Here is a 17,759-nt window from a genome sequence, read left to right on the forward strand (position 1 = left end):
TCGCAGCGAATCAGCCCTCGACGATCTCGAACTCGTCGAAGACCACCTCACCGGCGGCGTCCGACTCCGCGAGGTTCACCTCGCCGATCAGCGCCCACCCGTGGTCGCCCCGGGGGTCGTGCAGGGTCTGGCGCACCCGCCACACCTCGGGACCGGTCTCGACGGTGAACAGCAACGGGCCGCGGGCGTCGGGGCCGGTGCCGATCTCGTCGTACTCCTCGAAGTACAGCTCGAGCAGGTCCTCCCAGTCCTCGGCCTCGAGACCGTCCCCGAGCGCCGCGAGGTCCTCCCAGCGCCGGCGCGACGCCAGCTCGACCCGCTTGAACATCGCGTTGCGCACCATCACCCGGAAGGCACGTTCGTTCGCGGTGAGCGGACGTGGCGAGTCGGCGCCGAAGGCGAGCTGCTGTTCGTCGGACTCCACCCCCGGATGGGTGAGCTGCTCCCACTCGTCGAGCAGCGACGAATCCACCTGGCGGATCAGCTCACCGAGCCACTCGATGATGTCCTCGAGCTCCTCCGTGCGCGCCGAGTCGGGGACCGTCTGGCGCAACGCCCGGTACGCGTCGGCGAGATAACGCAGCACCAGGCCCTCCGAGCGGGCGAGCCCGTAGTGCGAGACCAGCTCCGAGAAGGTCATGCTGCGCTCGATCATGTCCCGCACCACCGACTTCGGCGACAACGGGAACTCCGCCACCCAGGGGTGACCGCCGCGGTAGGTGTCGAAGGCCGGTTCGAGCAGCTCCGCCAGCGGCTTGGGCCAGGTGATCTCCTCGAGCAGCTCCATGCGCTCGTCGTAGTCGATGCCCTCGGCCTTCATCTCCGCGACCGCCTCGCCGCGCGCGGCGTGCTGCTGGGCCATGAGCACCTGACGCGGATCGTCGAGGGTCGCCTCGATCACCGAGACGACGTCGAGCGCGTAGGTGGGGGAGTCGACGTCGAGCAGCTCGATCGCGGCGAGCGCGAACGGCGACAACGGCTGGTTGAGCGCGAAGTCGCGCTGCAGGTCGACGGTCAGGCGGGCGCGGCGCCCGAACTCGTCGGGCTCGTCGAGCTGCTCGACCACGCCGGCCTGCAGCAGCCCCCGGTACAGCGAGATCGCCTTGAGGATGAGCTTGCGCTGCGCCGCGCGCGGCTCGTGGTTGTCCTCGAGCAGGTGCCGCATCGCGTCGAAGCAGTTGCCGGGCCGCGCGATGACGTTGAGCAGCATCGAGTTGGTCACCTTGAACCGCGACTGCAGCGGCTCCGGTGACGCCGCGACGAGCTTCTCGAAGGTGCCCTCACCCCAGGAGACGAATCCCTCGGGTGCCTTCTTGCGCTGCACCTTCCGGCGCTTCTTCGGATCGTCGCCGGCCTTCGCCAGCGCCCGGACGTTCTCGATCTCGTGCTCGGGTGCCTGCACCACGACGGTGCCCATCGTGTCGTAACCGGCGCGGCCCGCACGGCCGGCGATCTGGTGGAACTCGCGGGCCTTGAGCTGCCGGGTGCGAGTGCCGTCGAACTTCGTCAGACCGGTGAGCAGCACCGTGCGGATGGGCACGTTGATGCCCACCCCGAGGGTGTCGGTGCCGCAGATGACCTTCAGCAGTCCGTCCTGCGCGAGCTTCTCGATCAGACGCCGGTACTTCGGCAGCATGCCCGCGTGGTGCACCCCGATGCCGTGCCGGACCAGCCGCGAGAGGGTCTTGCCGAAGCCGGTGGAGAACCGGAAGTCGCCCAGTGCCTCGGCGATCACCTCCTTCTCGGCCTTCGTGCACATGTTGACGCTGGTGAGCGCCTGCGCGCGTTCCAGGGCCGCAGCCTGGGTGAAGTGCACGACGTAGACCGGGGACTGATGGGTGGTGACGAGCTCCTCGATGGCCTCACCGATCGGCACCTGCGAGTACGAGAAGGTCAGCGGCACCGGGCGTTCCGACCCGGAGACCTCCACCGTCGGACGGCCGGTGCGGCGGGTCAGGTCCTTCTGCAGGAAGGTCACGTCGCCGAGCGTCGCCGACATGAGCAGGAACTGCGCGTGCGGTAACTCGATGAGGGGTACCTGCCACGCCCAGCCCCGGTCGGGCTCGGAGTAGAAGTGGAACTCGTCCATCACCACCTGGCCGATGTCGGAGTCCGCACCTTCCCGCAGCGCGAGATTGGCGACGATCTCCGCGGTCGCGCAGATGATCGGGGCACCGGAGTTGACCGAGGCGTCACCGGTCATCATGCCCACCTTGTCGGCGCCGAAGACGTCGCACAGGGCGAAGAACTTCTCGCTCACCAGCGCCTTGATCGGCGCGGTGTAGAAGGTGCGCTTGCCGTTCGCCAGCGCGAAGAAGTGCGCACCGAGGGCGACCATCGACTTCCCGGAGCCGGTGGGGGTGGCGAGGATGACGTTGGAACCCGCCACGAGCTCCATGAGCGCTTCCTCCTGCGCCGGGTAGAGCGACAGGCCCCGATCCGACGTCCAGGTGGTGAACGCGTCGAACAGGGCGTCGTCGTCGACGGGGTCGGGTATCAGATCCGGAAGCAGCACTTCTCCAGGCTAGTCGGCGCCCGGTCCCGCGAGCGCCCCGGTCGGCGGGCCCTGCTCAGGTGGCGCTGCGCTCGTCGGTGCCCATCGCTCCCAGCACCGCCATCCGCGTCTGCGGCGCTCCGCCGAGCTGCGATTCGCTGACCCCCTCCATCAGGAGCCGCCGCCAGCGGTCCTCATCGAACTCCAGGGGAGCGGTGGTCTCCAGGAAGTGCTCGACGACGCGCAGGAACCGCAGAGGATCGTCGCGGAACGGGAAGTGGCCGGCGCCGCGGAAGATCTCGAGGTGCGATCCGGGCATGGCCGAATGCGCGAGATAGGCGTGCGAGACCGGGATGACGGTGTCGTGGTCGCCCCAGATCAGCTGCACGGGAAGGTTCTCGGTGAGATAACAGCGGTCGAGCATGGTCACCACCTGCCCGCGCCAGTCCACCACCGCGCGCAGGGTGCGCAGATACGCATCGCACGCCGTGGGATCGGGGAGGTTGCCGAGCACCCGCACCAAATCCGAGGTGTCGTGCAGCAACGCGCCCGGCCGCAGGGGGGAGCCGTGCAGCTGCGTCAGGGCCGCACCGGCCACCTTCAGCGCGGGCATCGCCCCCGGCAGCCGCAGCACCTTGAGCACCTCGCTGACCAGTGGCAGCGACACCAGGCGCAGCGCCGGATGCACGTCCTTGGTGACCCCGCCCGACGACACGAGCACGAGGCGGTCGACCATCCGGGGGAACTGGTAGGCGAACTGCATCGCCACACCGCCGCCGAGGGAGTGCCCGATCACCGTCACCGACTCGATGCCGAGCACCGACAGCAGGTCGCGCATCCCGTTGGCGTAGGCGGCGACGGAGTAGTCGGCGCGGGGCTTGTCCGACCGGCCGTGACCGAGCAGATCCGGGGCGATGACCGTGTACTTCTCGGCCAGATGGGGGATCACGTCCTGCCAGGTGGACGAGTCGTCGCCGATCCCGTGGATGAGCAGCAGCGCCGGGCCGCTGCCCGCCATGCGGAAGGCACGGCGGTAGCCGTGGATCGTCCGGAACACGATGCGCGGTTCCGCGTCGGGAACCGGGCGGAGCGTACGTGCGCGCGGTTGAACCATGAGCGTCTCCTGCCACGTCGGGGATCGCCTACGGGTGGCCGGATGTTCGACCGGGGCGGTGATCGGACGTCCTACCACTGTGGCATGTCGACGAAGCGTACCGTCTGTATGTGACGTCGACAACGGCGATTGTGACGATCATGAAACATCCGCGCGACCGGCCCGGGGCCGGTGCGGCGGACGGAACCCGCGACTCAGCGCGAGGTCGGGTCGTCCCCGTCCCCGCCCTGGTCGGAGGCATCGTCGTCTTCGTTCCCGGCGGGGGTGTCCTCACCGAATCCGGGGTTGTCGGGGAAGCCCTCGCCGAACCCGCCCCGCTGGTCGTACTCGGCGAGGAACCGCTCGAACTCGGCGCCGAGCTCCTCACCGGTGGGCAGGTCGTCGTCGGTCGGCAGGGGAGAGGTCTGCTGCTCCTGGGCGGCGACGTAGCTGTCGTACTGCCGCTCGAGGGCGCGCACCACGGCGAGCACCTCGGCGTTGTCCTCGATGTGCTCGTCGATCTGCTCACGGACCCGGGCGGCGGCCTCCCCGAGCGGCTGCAACGGCAGTTCGAGCCCACCGACCTCGGCGACGTGCGTCAGCAGCGTCTCGGCCGCGGCGGGGTAGTCGGTCTGGGCCAGATAGTGCGGCACGTGCACCGAGAACCCGAGCGACTCGTGCCCGTGCTGTCCCATCCGGAATTCGAGCAGCGACGACACCCCGGCCGGCACCTGCAGCTCACCGGACCAGCGGTGGTGGCCCGCGATGAGCTCCTTGTTCGTCGAGTGCGCCGTCACCGCCAGCGGGCGGGTGTGCGGGATCGCCATCGGAATGGCGTTGAGCCCGATGGTCCGCCGCACCCCGAACTGCTCGGCCAACAACCGCACCGCGGTGATGAACCGCTCCCACTTCAGGTCGGGCTCGACCCCGGCCAGCAGCAGGAAGGGGGTGCCGGCCTCGTCGACGAGGGCGTACAGGTTCAGCTGGGGTTCCGCATAGTCGGAGAAGTGGTCGGCCTTGAAGGTCATCAGCGGCCGCCGCGACCGGTAGTCGATCAGTTCGTCGACGGCGAACGACGCGACGAGCTCGGTCTCCAGGTTCTCGCGCAGATGGGTGGTCGCCAGTCGAACCGCATGGCCGGCATCGGCGAAGCCTTCGAGTCCGTGTACGAGAACCGGCCCCTCGCCGTCCGGCGACGTGAGCCGTGGAGCCGGGAACTCCAGCTCGTACATCCGGGACTGCTCGTCCATCTACGAACCACTCCGATCACACTGCGTCGTCCTGGCATCCGCGCCGGGACGGACCCGGCGTGGCATGGTGGTGTCCGAGTCTAATTGAAACCGTGACGGCCTATTCCGGGGCGCGAGCCCGTGGCCGGCACCGACGACCACGGAGGTTCGGGTGACGCAGCGCGAAGGTCGGCGCGGACACGCGAGAGGGGTCGGCCGGCGCGCACTGCTGCTCGCCTGCCTGCTCGTCGTCCCGGCATGCTCCACCACCGTCCCGGGCGAGCCGCAACCGGAACCCGCGGCGCTCACCACATCGGGGCCCGTCCCGACGACCACCGCGGGTGCGTCCGTCCCCCCGACGGCCACCTCGACGCCGTCCTCCACGGCCTCGTCCACCGCGCCCTCGTCCACCGCACCGTCCGCCGCGACGACGTCGGCCCGGGCCGCCTCCCGCACCCCCGCCGACCTGCTGCTGCCCCCCGACGAGTTCCCGGAGCCCTACGAGGCGGTCGTACTGCCCGCCGAGGCGGTCGCCCAGGCCGCACCCGACCTGACGGGCATCCACCCCGGATCGAAGGTGGATCCGGCCGGATGCCTGCCGCCCGCACAGGACTACGGCCCGGCCCGGACCGCGATGGCCGTCGGCACCGACAACACCAGTCGCGCGACCATCAGCGTCGAGGTGACCACCGCGGCCGGTGGTCTCGACGAGTACCGCAGCCTGCTCGAGCAGTGCCCGCGGGTGGAGGCGACACAGCGGGGCGTGACCGCCACGGTCGTCACGGATCTCGGGTCCGACCCGAAGCCCCCGGTGCCCGGCGCCGGGACGCTCGCCCTGACCCGGTCGGTGACCTCCGGGAAGGTCACGGGCGGTGTCACCCAGTCGATGACCACCCGCATCGCGCAGCTCGACGACGTGCGGGTGACGGTCACCCACATGTCCTTCGACTCCACGCCCCCCGACACCGCCGTCCTCGACGAGGTGTTCCGCGACGCGGTGGTGTACGCCGCCGGCGGATAGTGGGGGTCGCGCACCCTAGCAGCGTGCACCGACACGCCAGGGGTCGCGGGACCCCGATGGACCGGGGCGGCCCGGAGCTGTCCACACCCACCCGATCCATCCCCAGAAACGGCGGATCCGGGCCGGAAGACGGTGTCCGGCCGGCCGCATCGGGGACGGTCGGAGCATGACCACTTCGACACCATCGTCCTCGCATCCGTCCTCGCCGCCGCTGCGCCTCGCCGACGTCGGCGAGCTGATCGCCGCACTGCCCGCGCTGATGGGCTTCCCGCCGGTCCGCTCGATCGTCGTCATGTGCCTGACCCCGAGCGGGATCGCACCCTCGCGGCCCACCGCCCGCACCGCGAGCATCGGCGCCGTCATGCGCCACGACCTGCTGATACCCGGCCCCGGCGAACCCGTCCCGGACCGGATGGACGAGGCGTTCCGACGGTTCCGCGCCGTCTGCGCGCGGGAGGGCGCCGAGTCGGTCGCGGCCGTGCTCGTCGACGACCGCCTCACCGACCCCGGAGCAGACGGGATCGCCGATCTGTGCCGGCTCGTCGACGTGTTCGCCGACCGGCTCGACGTCGTCGGCATCGACCTCGCGGGCGTCTACGCGGTACCGGAGATCGCTGCGGGAGCAACGTGGTTCGTTCCCGGACGGGACGTGAGCGGACGCGTCGCCGATCCCGCCGCATCGGTGGTCGCCGCGGCGCGCGTGTACGAGGGCAGCCCCATCCGCGGCTCCCGTGACGAACTCGCGGCGTTGCTCGCGCCGTACCCGTCCGCGGTCCGGCAGGAGGTCGCGCGCTGCATCGACGAGGTGGTCGACAGCCGCGACCGCGAGTACGAACGCGTCGCCCGCAGCGGCGGCGGCGAACGCGCAGACCGGCTCGAACTCGAAACCGTGCTCGCGCACATCCGTGCCCACGCCGCCGGGACGAGCCTGAGCCCGTCCGACCACGCCGAGCTCGCCGTGCTGCTCGCCAACCGGACCGTACGCGACGCGGTGATGGGACTGGCGAACGGTGCCCTCGCCCGCGACGCCGAACGGTTGTGGATCGAACTCGCCCGGGTCCTGCCGGATCCCGAACGCGCCGACGCGGCCGCCCTGGTCGGCTTCGGTGCCTACGTGCGCGGCGACGGTCCCCTCGCCGGGGTGGCGTTCGCCGCGGCGCTCGGATCGGATCCGCGCCACCGTCTTTCGGACCTGCTCGACCAGGCGCTGCAGGCCGGGTTACGGCCCGACGCAATCCGGGGGCTCGCCGAGACGGGACACGAGATCGCATCCCGTCTCGGGGTGACGCTCCCGCCCCCGGAGGGCGGGGACCGCACCTCCGGGCACTGACCGGGTCAGCGACGCGCGGCGTGCAGACGGTCGCCGAGCGAACGGGTGAACTCCCATGCGTCGGCGACGATCTCGTCGAGGTCGGTGTGCTGGGGGTTCCACCCCAGTTCCGCGATCGCGCGGGCGCTCGAGGCGATGAGCACGGCCGGGTCGCCGGCGCGGCGCGGCGCGTCGACCGACGCGATGGGCAGGCCGGTGACGCGCTCGCACGCCGAGATGACCTCGCGCACGGTGAATCCCTCACCGCTGCCGAGGTTGTAGATGCGGTGGGTGCCGGGTTCGGACTTCGTCAGCGCGAGCACGTGGGCGTCGGCGAGATCCTTGACGTGGATGTAGTCGCGCACCGCGGTGCCGTCCTTGGTCGGCCAGTCGGTACCGAACACGGAGATGCTCTCGCGTACACCCAGCGCGACCTGCAGCACCAGCGGGATCAGATGGGTCTCGACGACCCGGTTCTCGCCCGCTCCGCCGTAGGCGCCGGCGACGTTGAAGTAGCGCAGGCTCGTCGCGGCGAGACCGTGTGCGTGGGCGTACGACGAGATCGCATGGTCGATCGCCAGTTTCGACGCGCCGTACGGATTGGTGGGCCGGGTGGGGGAGTCCTCGGTGATGGGCACCTCCTCCGGCTCCCCGTAGGTCGCCGCGGTGGAGGAGAACACCAAGCGCGGCGTCCCCGAGCGGCGGATGGCCTCGAGCAGGGCCAGGGTGGTCACCACGTTGCCCTGCCAGTACTTCTCGGGGTGCTCCACGGACTCGCCGACCAGCGACTGGGCACCGAAGTGGAGGACACCGTCGAAACGGGATCCGGAGAGCAGTCCGTCGGCGACGGCGGCGATGTCGCCCTCGACGAATTCGGCGCCCGCAGGCACCGCGTCGGCGTTGCCCGTGGACAGATCGTCCACGACCACCACCTCGTGGCCGTGCTCGAGCAGCACGGTGGTGCACACGCTGCCCACATAGCCGGCACCGCCGGTCACCAGAAGTCTCACGCTGGTCGTCCCCTTTTTCGCATGCCCGGCCGGGCATGCGAAAAAGGGGTCTGCATCAGACCTGTTTCACCTGCACGGCGTGGGCCATCTCGTCGGAAAGCTCGAAACTGTCGTGACCGGACACGGTGATGAGCACCGACCCCGGCCGCGTCTCGACTGTAACGCGTGCATCCGGAACCACACCGGCCTCGCGCAGGCGCGCGATGACCTCCGGGTCGGACTGCACGTACTCGGCGAGGCGCCGCACCACGACGGCCGTGGGCTGCCCGTGCGGGATCTCGGTGAGCCGCACGAGCTTCTCCTCGGCCTCCACCGGCTTGTCCAGGCCGAGCTGGGCCAGGCCCGGGATCGGGTTGCCGTAGGGGGAGGTCGTCGGGTTGTTGAGCACCTCCACCAGGCGGCGCTCGACCTCCTCGCTCATCACGTGTTCCCAGCGGCACGCCTCGGCGTGCACGTTCTCCCAGTCGAGACCGATGATGTCGACGAGGAGACGCTCGGCCAGCCGGTGCTTGCGCATGACCGAGACCGCCAGATCGCGGCCCTTCTCGGTGAGCTGCAGGTGCCGGTCGCCGGCGACGCGGAGCAGACCGTCGCGCTCCATCCGGGCGACGGTCTGGCTGACCGTGGGTCCGCTCTGCTCGAGCCGCTCGGCGATACGCGCCCGCAGCGGCACGACTCCTTCCTCTTCCAAGTCGTAGATGGTCCGGAGATACATCTCCGTGGTATCGACCAGGTCCTTCACTCTCACACCCCTTCGTCCGGGCCGATTCTAACCGTGCGAACAGGGCGGCGGGGGTGCCCGTCGTTGCTCGCATGTGGGGGTGCGGACCAGTAGCGTCTGTGGGCATGACCACGAGCTCCACCGCGGCGGGCGGTACGACACAGCTGAGCGGCGATCGGATAGTGGTGTGGAGCCCCGACTACCTCGATTACCGATGGGGTCCGACACACCCGATGAACCCGACGCGACTCGATCTCACGATGGCGCTGTCCCGGAGTATCGGTCTGCTCGAGGGGGTCGAGACACTCCGTCCCTCGCCGGCCGACGACACCGATCTGCTGCGCATCCACACCCCGGCCTACGTCGACGCGGTCAAGCGCGCCGGATCCGCGCCGGAGGGCACACCGCCCCCTCCGGACGCCCCCCACGGACTCGGCACCGAGGACAACCCGATCTTCCCGCGCATGCACGAGGCCAGCGCCATCCTCGCCGGCGGCACCCTCGCCGCCGCCCGCGAGATCGCCTCCGGACGGGCCCGCCGCGCGGTGAGCATCGGCGGCGGCATGCACCACGCCATGGCCGACTGGGCCGCCGGCTTCTGCGTCTACAACGACGCGGCCATCGCGATCTCGTGGCTGCTCGACCACGGCTTCGACCGCATCGCCTACATCGACGTCGACGCCCACCACGGCGACGGCGTCCAGCACGCCTTCCTCGGCGACCCGCGCGTGCTCACCATCTCGCTGCACCAGCACCCGGCGACGCTGTGGCCCAACACCGGCTGGTCCAGCGAGATCGGCTCGGGCGCCGCCGAGGGCACCGCCATCAACCTGCCGGTGCTGCCCGGCACCGTCGACGCCCTGTGGCTGCGGGCCTTCCACGCCGTCGTGCCCGGGGCTCTCGCCGCGTTCCGGCCGCAGATCCTGATCAGCCAGTGCGGCGCCGACAGTCACCGCGAGGACCCGCTCGCCGACCTGTCGCTCACCGTCGACGGGCAGCGCGCGTCCTATCTGGCGATGCGCGAGCTGGCCGATCGCTACTGCGAGGGCCGCTGGCTCGCTGTCGGCGGCGGCGGATACGGGCTCGTGCGGGTCGTGCCGCGTGCCTGGACGCACCTCATCGCCGCGGCGCTGGACCGCGAGATCGACCTGGACACACCGATCCCCGCGGAGTGGAGCGACCGCGTCACGAAGCTCGCCCCGAGCGTCGACCTGCCCACCACCATGGGGGAGGGCTCCGACCTGGCCTATCTGCCCTGGGACGGTCCCGGCGGTACACCCGAGACCGGGATCGCCTCGCTGGACCGGGCGTTGACCCGCATCGACTCGGCGATCATCGCGACCCGGCGGGCGGCCTTCCCTCTGCTCGGCCTGGATCCGGAGGACCCGCGTGACTGATCCGCAGAATCCTGCACCCGCCCCGCAGAAGCCCGCCGCAGCGGAGACCGACCCGGCGCGCGAGGCGGCACTGGCCCGGGCACGGGACTATCCCCGCCACTGGGTCGCCGACGTCCTCGCGTCCGACGGTGGGGTCGTGCACCTGCGGCCCATCGTCCCCGAGGACGCCGACGCGATCCTCGCGTTCCACGCCAAGCTCTCCGAACGCACCCGCTACCTGCGTTACTTCGGCCCGTATCCGACCATCTCGAAGAAGGACCTGTTCCGGTTCACGGTCGTCGACCACCGGTCGCGGGTGGCGTTCGTCGCCGTGCTCGGCGACGAGATCATCGCCGTCGGCCGGTACGAGCAGCTGACCGACGAAGGCGACGGGTTGTCCGCCGAGGTGGCCTTCACCGTCGCCGACTCCCATCAGGGCCGCGGTCTCGGCCCGATCCTGCTCGAGCACCTGGCCGGCGCGGCCGCCGAGAACGGCATCCACACCTTCGTCGCGGAGGTCCTCGCCGAGAACCGCCACATGATCACCGTCTTCCGGGAGGCCGGTTACCAGGTCAGCCGCAGCTTCGAGGGCGGGGTCGTGCGGCTCGAGTTCGCCATCGACCCCACCGAGGCCCTGGTGTCGGTGCGCAACGCCCGCGAACGCGCCGCCGAGGCCCGCAGCGTCCGCAACATCCTCACCCCGTCCAGCGTGGCGGTGATCGGTGCGTCCACCGACAGCCGCAAGGTGGGCAACGCAGTGCTGGTGAACATGCTGCGCAGCGGCTTCACCGGCCCGGTCTACCCGGTCAACGCCGAGAACCGGTCGGTGCGCGGTGTCCGCGCCTATCCCACCGTCCGCGACATCCCCGACGAGGTGGACCTGGCGATCGCCGCGGTGCCCGCCGAAGCGATCGACGCCGTCCTCGACGACTGCCTCGCCAAGGGTGTCAAGGCGCTGCTCGTCGTGTCCTCGGGCTTCGGTGAGACCGGTGCCGAGGGCCGCGACGCCGAGCGGCGGCTCGCCCTCGCGGCCCGCTCGCACGGCATGCGCCTGATCGGCCCCAACGCGCTCGGTGTCGCCAACAACGATCCCGCTATCCGGATGAACGCGACCCTGGCGCCGGTGCTGCCCGCCGCCGGCAACGTCGGCTTCTTCTGCCAGTCCGGCGCGCTCGGCATCGCCATCCTCGACGAGGCTGCCAAGACCGGCGTGGGCCTGTCGTCGTTCGTGTCGGCCGGCAACCGCGCCGACCTGTCGGGCAACGACCTGCTGCAGTACTGGGACACCGACCCCGCCACCGAGGTGATCCTGCTCTACCTGGAGAGCTTCGGTAATCCCCGCAAGTTCTCGCGCATCGCCCGCCGGGTGGCCCGCAGCAAGCCCATCGTCGCCGTCAAGAGCGGCCGGCACGCCGTCCCACCGGCCCTCGCGGCGCGTACCGGTGAGATGGACGACACCATCGTGCGCTACCTGTTCGAACAGGCCGGTGTGGTCCAGGTCGACTCGATCGGGCAGCTGTTCGACTCGGCACTGCTGTTCGGCTACCAGCCGCTGCCCGCCGGGCCCCGCGTCGCCGTGGTCGGCAACTCCACCGCACTCGGGGTCCTCGCCGTCGACGCGGCGCGCGGGCAGGGACTGCAGGCCCCCGACGCGGTGGACCTCGGCGCCCAGGCGACCCCCGAGGAGTTCGCCACCGCGGTCGCGCAGGCCCTCGAATCACCCGAGGTCGACTCGGTCATCGCGGTGTTCGTCCCGCCGGTCGCGGTGGACGTCCAGCCCTTCGCGCAGGCCCTGCGCGACGCCGTCGCCGGGTCGGAGAAACCCGTCCTCACGACCTTCCTGGCCACCGAGGGTATCCCCGACGTACTGGCCGTGCGCGGGCCGGACGGGAACCCGACCCGCGGGTCCGTGCCGTCCTATCCCGGGCCGGAACGCGCCGCCCTCGCTCTGGGGCGGGCCTGGCGCTACGCCAAGTGGCGCAGCCGGCCGCCGTCGCAGGTGGTGCGGCCCGCCGGGATCGATCCGGAGCGGGCCCGCGCGCTCGTCGAGTCCTGGCTCGCCACCACCCCCGAGGGACGATTCCTGTCCGACACGGAAGCCGCGCTGCTGCTGTCCTGCTACGGCGTCGAGGTGGCCCCGTTCCGGGCCGTGACCACGGAGGACGAGGCCGTCGCCGCCGCCGAGGAGATCGGGTTCCCGGTGGCCGTCAAGGCCACGGGCGCGCAGTGGCGGCACCGCCCCGATCTGAGCGGGGTCCGCCTCGATCTGGTCGACACCGACTCGGTGCGGGTCGCCTACCGGGACCTCGCGGCGGCGTCGGGGGAGCCGCTGATGCACGTGCAGCGGATGGTGCCCAAGGGCATCGGCTGCGCCATCCGGGTGCAGGACGACCCGTCGTTCGGTTCGCTCATCTCGTTCGGGCTCGCCGGTGTCATCTCGGACCTGCTCGGCGACCGGGCCTACCGGGTGCTGCCGCTCACCGAGGACGAGGCGGTCGAACTGATCGACGCCCCGAAGGCGGCGCCGCTGCTGTCCGGCTACCGCAACGCCGAGCCGGTGAACAAGCCCGCCCTCGTCGACTTCGTCCAGCGCATCTCCGCGCTCGCCGACGACCTGCCCGAGGTGCGCGAGCTGGTGTGCGAGCCGGTACTGGCGTCACCGACCGGGGCGGAACTGACCGACGCGCACGTGCGCATCGGTCCGGAACCGCACCCGCTCGATCTCGGCCCACGTCGACTGCGCTGAGGTCTCGACCACCGACGGTCCCCGAACGGCAACGATCCCCGAGAACCCAGCCCGGTTCTCGGGGATCGGATACCGCTGACGCGCCCGGTCAGCTGGCGTAGGCGCGAAGGCGCTCGGCGCGCTCGCCTTCGCGGAGCTTGGACATCACTTCGCGTTCGATCTGGCGGACCCGCTCACGCGACAGACCGAACAGCTTGCCGATCTGGTCGAGGGTGCGGGGCTGGCCGTCGTCGAGGCCGTAGCGCAGCCGGATGACCTGCTGCTCGCGCTCGTCGAGGGTCGCCAGCACGCTGCGGACGTCGCTGTGCAGCAGCCCGGCGATGACCGCGGTCTCGGCGGAGGTGGCCTCGGCGTCCTCGATGAAGTCGCCCAGCGGGGCCTCCTCGTCGTTGCCGACCGGCATGTCGAGGCTCACCGGGTCGCGGCTGTGATCGAGCAGGTCGGCGATCTTCTCGACCGGGATGCCCGACTCGGCCGACAGCTCCTCGTCGGTGGCCTCGCGGCCGAGCTGCTGGTGCAGCTCACGCTTGATGCGGGCCAGCTTGTTGACCTGTTCCACGAGGTGGACGGGGAGCCGGATCGTGCGGCTCTGGTCGGCCATACCGCGGGTGATGGCCTGCCGGATCCACCAGGTGGCGTAGGTCGAGAACTTGAAGCCCTTGGCGTAGTCGAACTTCTCCATGGCGCGGATCAGGCCCAGGTTGCCCTCCTGGATGAGGTCCAGCAGCGGCATGCCGCGGCCCGTGTAGCGCTTGGCGAGGGAGACGACGAGACGCAGGTTGGCCTCCAGCAGGTGGCTGCGGGCGGCCTGACCGTCGCGGACGATGATCGCGAGGTCACGCTTCTTCGCCGGGGACAGGCGCTTCTTGGTCTCCAGCAGATGCTTGGCGTACAGGCCTGCCTCGATCCGCTTGGCCAGCTCCACCTCGTCCTCCGCCGTCAGCAGCGCCGTGCGTCCGATGCCGTTCAGGTAGACGCGAACGAGATCGGCTGCGGGGCTCTGGCCGTCGAGGTCGGAATCGAAGCGGGTGGTGGTTTCGGGGCGTGCCATGACGTGCCTCCTCATCGGTGGTGTCTCACAGGGTTCAACGACCGGCGAGGCCGCGGAGTTCCCGTCCACCGTCGAGTACCACCTCTCTGACCTGCGCTAACCCGACGCGTGCCTGAGAAGTTGCTGAGAGATCCGCCTCAGGGAACCCGGACCGGCTCCACGAGACCGTGACGCACCAGACCGTGGACGAGCTCCACCGCCCGGTTCGCGAGGTCCTCCTCGTCCTCCCCGTGCGCGGCCGCCAGGAGCGACACGAGATCACCGAGGGCCAGACCGTCGGCGCGCATCCCGCCCAGCAGCGCCGCGGCGAGATCGTCCACCTCGTGCTGCCAGGCCGGCCCGCCGCCGCGGTGCACCCGCACCACGACCTGCTCCCAGCCCTCCTCGCCGGGCAGATGGACCCGTTCGAGCGCCGTGTCCGGGCGCACCGCGAAGCGGGATTCGAGCACGTCGTGCTCGCGCAGCCAGTCCAGCCGGCGGAAGTAGTCGACGGCCTCGTCGCCCAGCGCGTCGGTGAAGGCGTGCCGCAGATCCTCGGCGAGCACGTCGGAGGGCAGCTCGGTGCGCCGCAGGTACACGAACCCGAAGCCGACACCTTCCACCCCGTGCCGCTCGAAGTGGTCGAGCCACTGCTCGGCGCGCACCGCGACCTCGGGATCACGCTGGTCGGCGTCCCCGTCGCGCAGCCAGGTACCCACGTACAGGGCCGGGTCGGCGACGTCGCGCTGCACGATCCACGCGTCCACGCCGTGCGAGGGCAACCAGGACGCGACCCGCGTGCGCCAGTCCTTGCCCTCGATGTGCACCCAGGAGGCGAGCATCGCGGCGGTGCCGCCGGGGTTCAGGTGCTCCACGGCGCGGGAGATCATCAGCTCGCTGGCGCCGTCGAGGTCCAGCCCGGAGTCGCGGTAGCTGTGCTCGATGTCACCGGTGCTCACCACGAAGGGCGGATTGGCGACGAGCCGGTCGAAGGTGCGCCCGGCGACCGGTTCGAACCACGACCCCTCGAGGAACTCGATGTCGGTGTCGTTGAGGGCGGCGCTTGCGGCGGCCAGCGCCAGGCAGCGCGGATTGATGTCGGTCGCGGTAACCGTGTCGGCGTAGTCCGCCGCGCGGATCGCCTGCACACCGCAGCCGGTACCGAGGTCGAGCACGGTGCCGACCCGGTCGGTGGGGGTGGCCTGCAGCAGCGACAGGGAGGCCTGGCCCACGCCGAGGACGTGGTCGGGTCGGGTGGGAGCGGGGCGCATCGCGCCGTCGAGATCCGACAGGACCCAGCGGCTGCCCGCCCCGGCGTCGAGCGGGCGCAGGTCCAGAGCGGTGCGGATACCGTCACCGTCGGGCTCGAGCAGCCCGGCGCGCACCGCGTCGTCGAGATCGACGGGGTCCAGAGCGCGGGCGACCTCCTCGCGGCTCAGGGTGTCCTGCAGGAGGAACAACCGCACCAGGACGCCCAGGTCGCCGGCCTTGCGGGCGATGCGCCGGGCGGGCACGGGCTCGCTGCGTCCGAGGGCGGCGTGCGCCTCGGCGCCGAGCAGTTCCCGGAGGGAGTCGAGTTCGTAGCGGCAGCGCTGCAGCGCCGTCCGGAGGGCGGGGCAGATCGACAGGAGGAGATCGCGGTCCATCCGGCCATTCTCGCAAGCCGCCGGAACGAGCCCGACCCGGCCGTTCGGGACTCAGCCGTTCGGGACCCGGTCGTTCGGGACTCAGCCGTTCGGGACCCGGCCGTTCGGGACTCAGCCGTCGATGATGTGGTGTCGCGTCGGCTCGATGGCGGGTGCGTCGGTCTCGAACCGGCCGTCCCACCGGCTCGGCTCGTCCTTGCGGCGCGGCGGGCGGTCGTTGGCGATGAGCACGGCCATCCACGGCAGCGGGATGGACAGGCCGATGATCGCCATGGACAGCCAGGGGTTCTCCCAGATCCCGTAGGCGATCGCGGCGAAGAGCAGGGCCGGGATGCGGATGGACATCAACGTGAGGTACTTGCGAACCCGTGCTCGGTGCTGGTCCTCGAGCGACGTGGCCGCCTCGGTGATCAGAACCGGGTTGTCGGGTGATCCGTATTCGGGGGATCCGCCGAAACCGTGAGTTCTTGCCATGTCTTCCACCTTCCCACGCCGGACCGGCTCGTGCACGTACGCATCCGCGCTCCGCGTGCGGCATCATGGACACGTGAGCACGGATATCAAGGAACGGCCGGATACCACCACCGACGAGACGACCCAGGACGACACTCCCAAATTCTTCCACTACGTGAAGAAGGACAAGATCGCCGAGAGCGCGGTCATGGGAACGTACGTGGTCGCGTTGTGCGGTGAGGTCTTTCCGGTGACCCGGTCGCCGAAGCCCGGCTCCCCGGTGTGCCCCGAATGCAAGAAAGTCTACGACGGTTTGCGCAAGGGCGACTGAGGCACCTGAGGCAGCACCGCCCGAGGGCGCACGGGTAGCGGATCGTCGGCCGGGGGAACGCAGCGTCCCCCGGCCTTCTCGTCGTGGCCGGTGACCTCCGGTTCCGTGTCTGCTCGGTCGGTGGTCTTCCGGACCGTGTCCTCCGGTTCCGTGTCCTCCGGTTCCGTGTCTGCCCGGTCGGTGGTCTCCGTCCGCGTCTCCCGTTCGTCGTCCCCGGGTGCCTCGTCGATCGGCCACGACTCGCGATCTCCCGGTCGCAACAGATCCGACAACGGGATGGCGTTCCCACCGGTCAGACGGCGGGTGAGGCTCGTGACCGGACCCGGATCGGGATCCGGATCGCGGGCCGACTGGGCGGCCAGCCACTCGCGCCACTGCTCCAGACGCGTCGCACGGGCCGGCCAGAACTCCTGGATCGTCGCGTTGAACTCGGCGCCGAGCACCACGGCGAAGCCGAGGAAGAAGGTGAACAGCAGGAACGCGATCGGGGTGGCCAGCGCGCCGTAGGTGTAGCCGGTGGCGGCGATCCACGACAGATACCAGCGCAGCACCACGCTCGACGCGAGGAAGAACACACCGGCCAGCACCGCCCCGCCCAGCAGCCGGTGCCAGGGCAGCGACTTCGGCAACGCCACCTTGTAGAGGGTCGTCAACCCCACGAGCAGCAGCAACGCCACCGCCGGGTAGTAGAAGACGTCGATGATCCGCAGCCCGATCTCCGACCACGCCTCCGGTAGCAGCCGGCCGATGAGCGTGGGCCCCAGCGCGACCAGCGGCAGGGTGAACACCGCCAGCACCAGGAACATCACGTAGAGCAGCAGGCCGAAGATGCGCTGCCACACCGGGTGCCGGTGGTCCTGCTGGTGGTGTGCCTCCACGATCGAGTCCACGAAGGTGGAGATCGCCGACGAGCCCGCCCACAGCGACATCACGAAACCCAGCGACATCACGTCGGCGCGACCCCGGTTGAGCACGTCCTCGACGGTCGGCTCGATGATCTGGTCGACGACACTGTCGCTGAACACCGACCGCAGGAAGGTGACGATCTTCGAGGTGATGATCTCCACCGTGTCCGGACCGAACCAGCCGCCCACGTAGCCGAGACTGCCGAGCAGGCCGAGCAGCAGCGGGGGCAGGGAGAGGGTCTGCCAGAACGCGGCCGTGGCGGCCTTGCCGAAGATCGAGTGGTCCCAGGCCGACGACGCGGTGTGCGTCACCACCTGCCAGCCGCGGCGCAGGGCGTGCCGCAGCCGTCCGCCTGCTGCGGATGCCGGGGGTGGTGGTGTGTCGTTCATCTACT

Annotated in this window: 14 protein-coding genes; 5 read left to right on the forward strand and 9 right to left on the reverse strand. The window is 70.6% G+C overall.

The features are described from left to right. Window positions 1-10 precede the first annotated feature (10 nt). The 3 genes from OED52_RS08975 to OED52_RS08985 form a co-directional block, all read right to left on the reverse strand. A complete protein-coding gene (locus OED52_RS08975; protein WP_264154285.1) occupies window positions 11-2,515 on the reverse strand; it encodes a DEAD/DEAH box helicase in 2,505 nt (834 codons plus the stop codon). Window positions 2,516-2,570: 55 nt separating this feature from the next. Next, window positions 2,571-3,608: an alpha/beta fold hydrolase gene (locus OED52_RS08980; protein ID WP_264154286.1), complete on the reverse strand. Its 1,038-nt coding sequence runs from the start codon at window positions 3,606-3,608 to the stop codon at window positions 2,571-2,573. Between the two features lie 194 nt (window positions 3,609-3,802). Next, a complete protein-coding gene (locus tag OED52_RS08985; RefSeq protein ID WP_264154287.1) occupies window positions 3,803-4,837 on the reverse strand; it encodes a proteasome assembly chaperone family protein in 1,035 nt (344 codons plus the stop codon). 151 nt (window positions 4,838-4,988) lie between these two features. On the opposite strand from OED52_RS08985, the gene OED52_RS08990 reads away from it, so the two are divergent. Beyond that, a complete protein-coding gene (locus tag OED52_RS08990; protein WP_264154288.1) occupies window positions 4,989-5,837 on the forward strand; it encodes a sensor domain-containing protein in 849 nt (282 codons plus the stop codon). A gap of 166 nt (window positions 5,838-6,003) precedes the next feature. Next, on the forward strand, window positions 6,004-7,167 hold the full coding sequence (locus OED52_RS08995; RefSeq protein ID WP_264154289.1) for a DUF4192 domain-containing protein: 1,164 nt from the start codon (window positions 6,004-6,006) through the stop codon (window positions 7,165-7,167). A 5-nt stretch (window positions 7,168-7,172) separates the two neighbouring features. Here OED52_RS08995 and galE read toward each other — a convergent pair whose 3' ends face one another. Further along, window positions 7,173-8,156, reverse strand: coding sequence for a UDP-glucose 4-epimerase GalE (gene galE, locus OED52_RS09000; protein WP_264154290.1), 984 nt, complete (start codon window positions 8,154-8,156; stop codon window positions 7,173-7,175). A 55-nt stretch (window positions 8,157-8,211) separates the two neighbouring features. Beyond that, the gene (locus OED52_RS09005) at window positions 8,212-8,898 is read right to left on the reverse strand and encodes a metal-dependent transcriptional regulator (protein WP_264154291.1); all 687 of its coding nucleotides are present in this window, start codon (window positions 8,896-8,898) and stop codon (window positions 8,212-8,214) included. A 104-nt stretch (window positions 8,899-9,002) separates the two neighbouring features. On the opposite strand from OED52_RS09005, the gene OED52_RS09010 reads away from it, so the two are divergent. Beyond that, entirely contained in the window at window positions 9,003-10,274 is a 1,272-nt protein-coding gene (locus OED52_RS09010) for an acetoin utilization protein AcuC (protein ID WP_264154292.1), read from the forward strand. A gap of 70 nt (window positions 10,275-10,344) precedes the next feature. Further along, window positions 10,345-12,999: a bifunctional acetate--CoA ligase family protein/GNAT family N-acetyltransferase gene (locus OED52_RS09015; protein WP_264154636.1), complete on the forward strand. Its 2,655-nt coding sequence runs from the start codon at window positions 10,345-10,347 to the stop codon at window positions 12,997-12,999. An 88-nt stretch (window positions 13,000-13,087) separates the two neighbouring features. Here OED52_RS09015 and OED52_RS09020 read toward each other — a convergent pair whose 3' ends face one another. The 3 genes from OED52_RS09020 to OED52_RS09030 all read right to left on the reverse strand — a co-directional run bounded on the left by OED52_RS09020 (window position 13,088) and on the right by OED52_RS09030 (window position 16,149). Beyond that, on the reverse strand, window positions 13,088-14,050 hold the full coding sequence (locus tag OED52_RS09020) for a sigma-70 family RNA polymerase sigma factor (RefSeq protein ID WP_264154293.1): 963 nt from the start codon (window positions 14,048-14,050) through the stop codon (window positions 13,088-13,090). Between the two features lie 137 nt (window positions 14,051-14,187). Beyond that, a complete protein-coding gene (locus tag OED52_RS09025) occupies window positions 14,188-15,675 on the reverse strand; it encodes a DUF7782 domain-containing protein (RefSeq protein ID WP_264154294.1) in 1,488 nt (495 codons plus the stop codon). A gap of 111 nt (window positions 15,676-15,786) precedes the next feature. Further along, a complete protein-coding gene (locus OED52_RS09030) occupies window positions 15,787-16,149 on the reverse strand; it encodes a DUF3099 domain-containing protein (protein WP_264154295.1) in 363 nt (120 codons plus the stop codon). 73 nt (window positions 16,150-16,222) lie between these two features. Between OED52_RS09030 and OED52_RS09035 the strand changes: the two genes are divergently transcribed. Beyond that, window positions 16,223-16,459, forward strand: coding sequence for a DUF3039 domain-containing protein (locus tag OED52_RS09035; RefSeq protein WP_264154296.1), 237 nt, complete (start codon window positions 16,223-16,225; stop codon window positions 16,457-16,459). Here OED52_RS09035 and OED52_RS09040 read toward each other — a convergent pair. Beyond that, window positions 16,432-17,754: a YihY/virulence factor BrkB family protein gene (locus OED52_RS09040; protein ID WP_264154297.1), complete on the reverse strand. Its 1,323-nt coding sequence runs from the start codon at window positions 17,752-17,754 to the stop codon at window positions 16,432-16,434. The two genes, OED52_RS09035 and OED52_RS09040, sit on opposite strands and share 28 nt — an antisense overlap. Window positions 17,755-17,759 lie beyond the last annotated feature (5 nt).

This window comes from Rhodococcus sp. Z13 (genome assembly GCF_025837095.1).
Lineage (GTDB): Bacteria > Actinomycetota > Actinomycetes > Mycobacteriales > Mycobacteriaceae > Rhodococcus > Rhodococcus sacchari.

Excerpts from the sequence above, each read along its gene's own strand:
- OED52_RS08995 (WP_264154289.1), top strand. The coding sequence starts at position 6,004 with ATGACCACTTCGACACCATCGTCCTCGCATCCGTCCTCGCCGCCGCTG.
- OED52_RS09020 (WP_264154293.1), bottom strand. The coding sequence starts at position 14,050 with ATGGCACGCCCCGAAACCACCACCCGCTTCGATTCCGACCTCGACGGC.
- OED52_RS09010 (WP_264154292.1), top strand. The coding sequence starts at position 9,003 with ATGACCACGAGCTCCACCGCGGCGGGCGGTACGACACAGCTGAGCGGC.
- OED52_RS09025 (WP_264154294.1), bottom strand. The coding sequence starts at position 15,675 with ATGGACCGCGATCTCCTCCTGTCGATCTGCCCCGCCCTCCGGACGGCG.
- OED52_RS09030 (WP_264154295.1), bottom strand. The coding sequence starts at position 16,149 with ATGGCAAGAACTCACGGTTTCGGCGGATCCCCCGAATACGGATCACCC.
- OED52_RS08980 (WP_264154286.1), bottom strand. The coding sequence starts at position 3,608 with ATGGTTCAACCGCGCGCACGTACGCTCCGCCCGGTTCCCGACGCGGAA.
- OED52_RS09040 (WP_264154297.1), bottom strand. The coding sequence starts at position 17,754 with ATGAACGACACACCACCACCCCCGGCATCCGCAGCAGGCGGACGGCTG.
- OED52_RS08985 (WP_264154287.1), bottom strand. The coding sequence starts at position 4,837 with ATGGACGAGCAGTCCCGGATGTACGAGCTGGAGTTCCCGGCTCCACGG.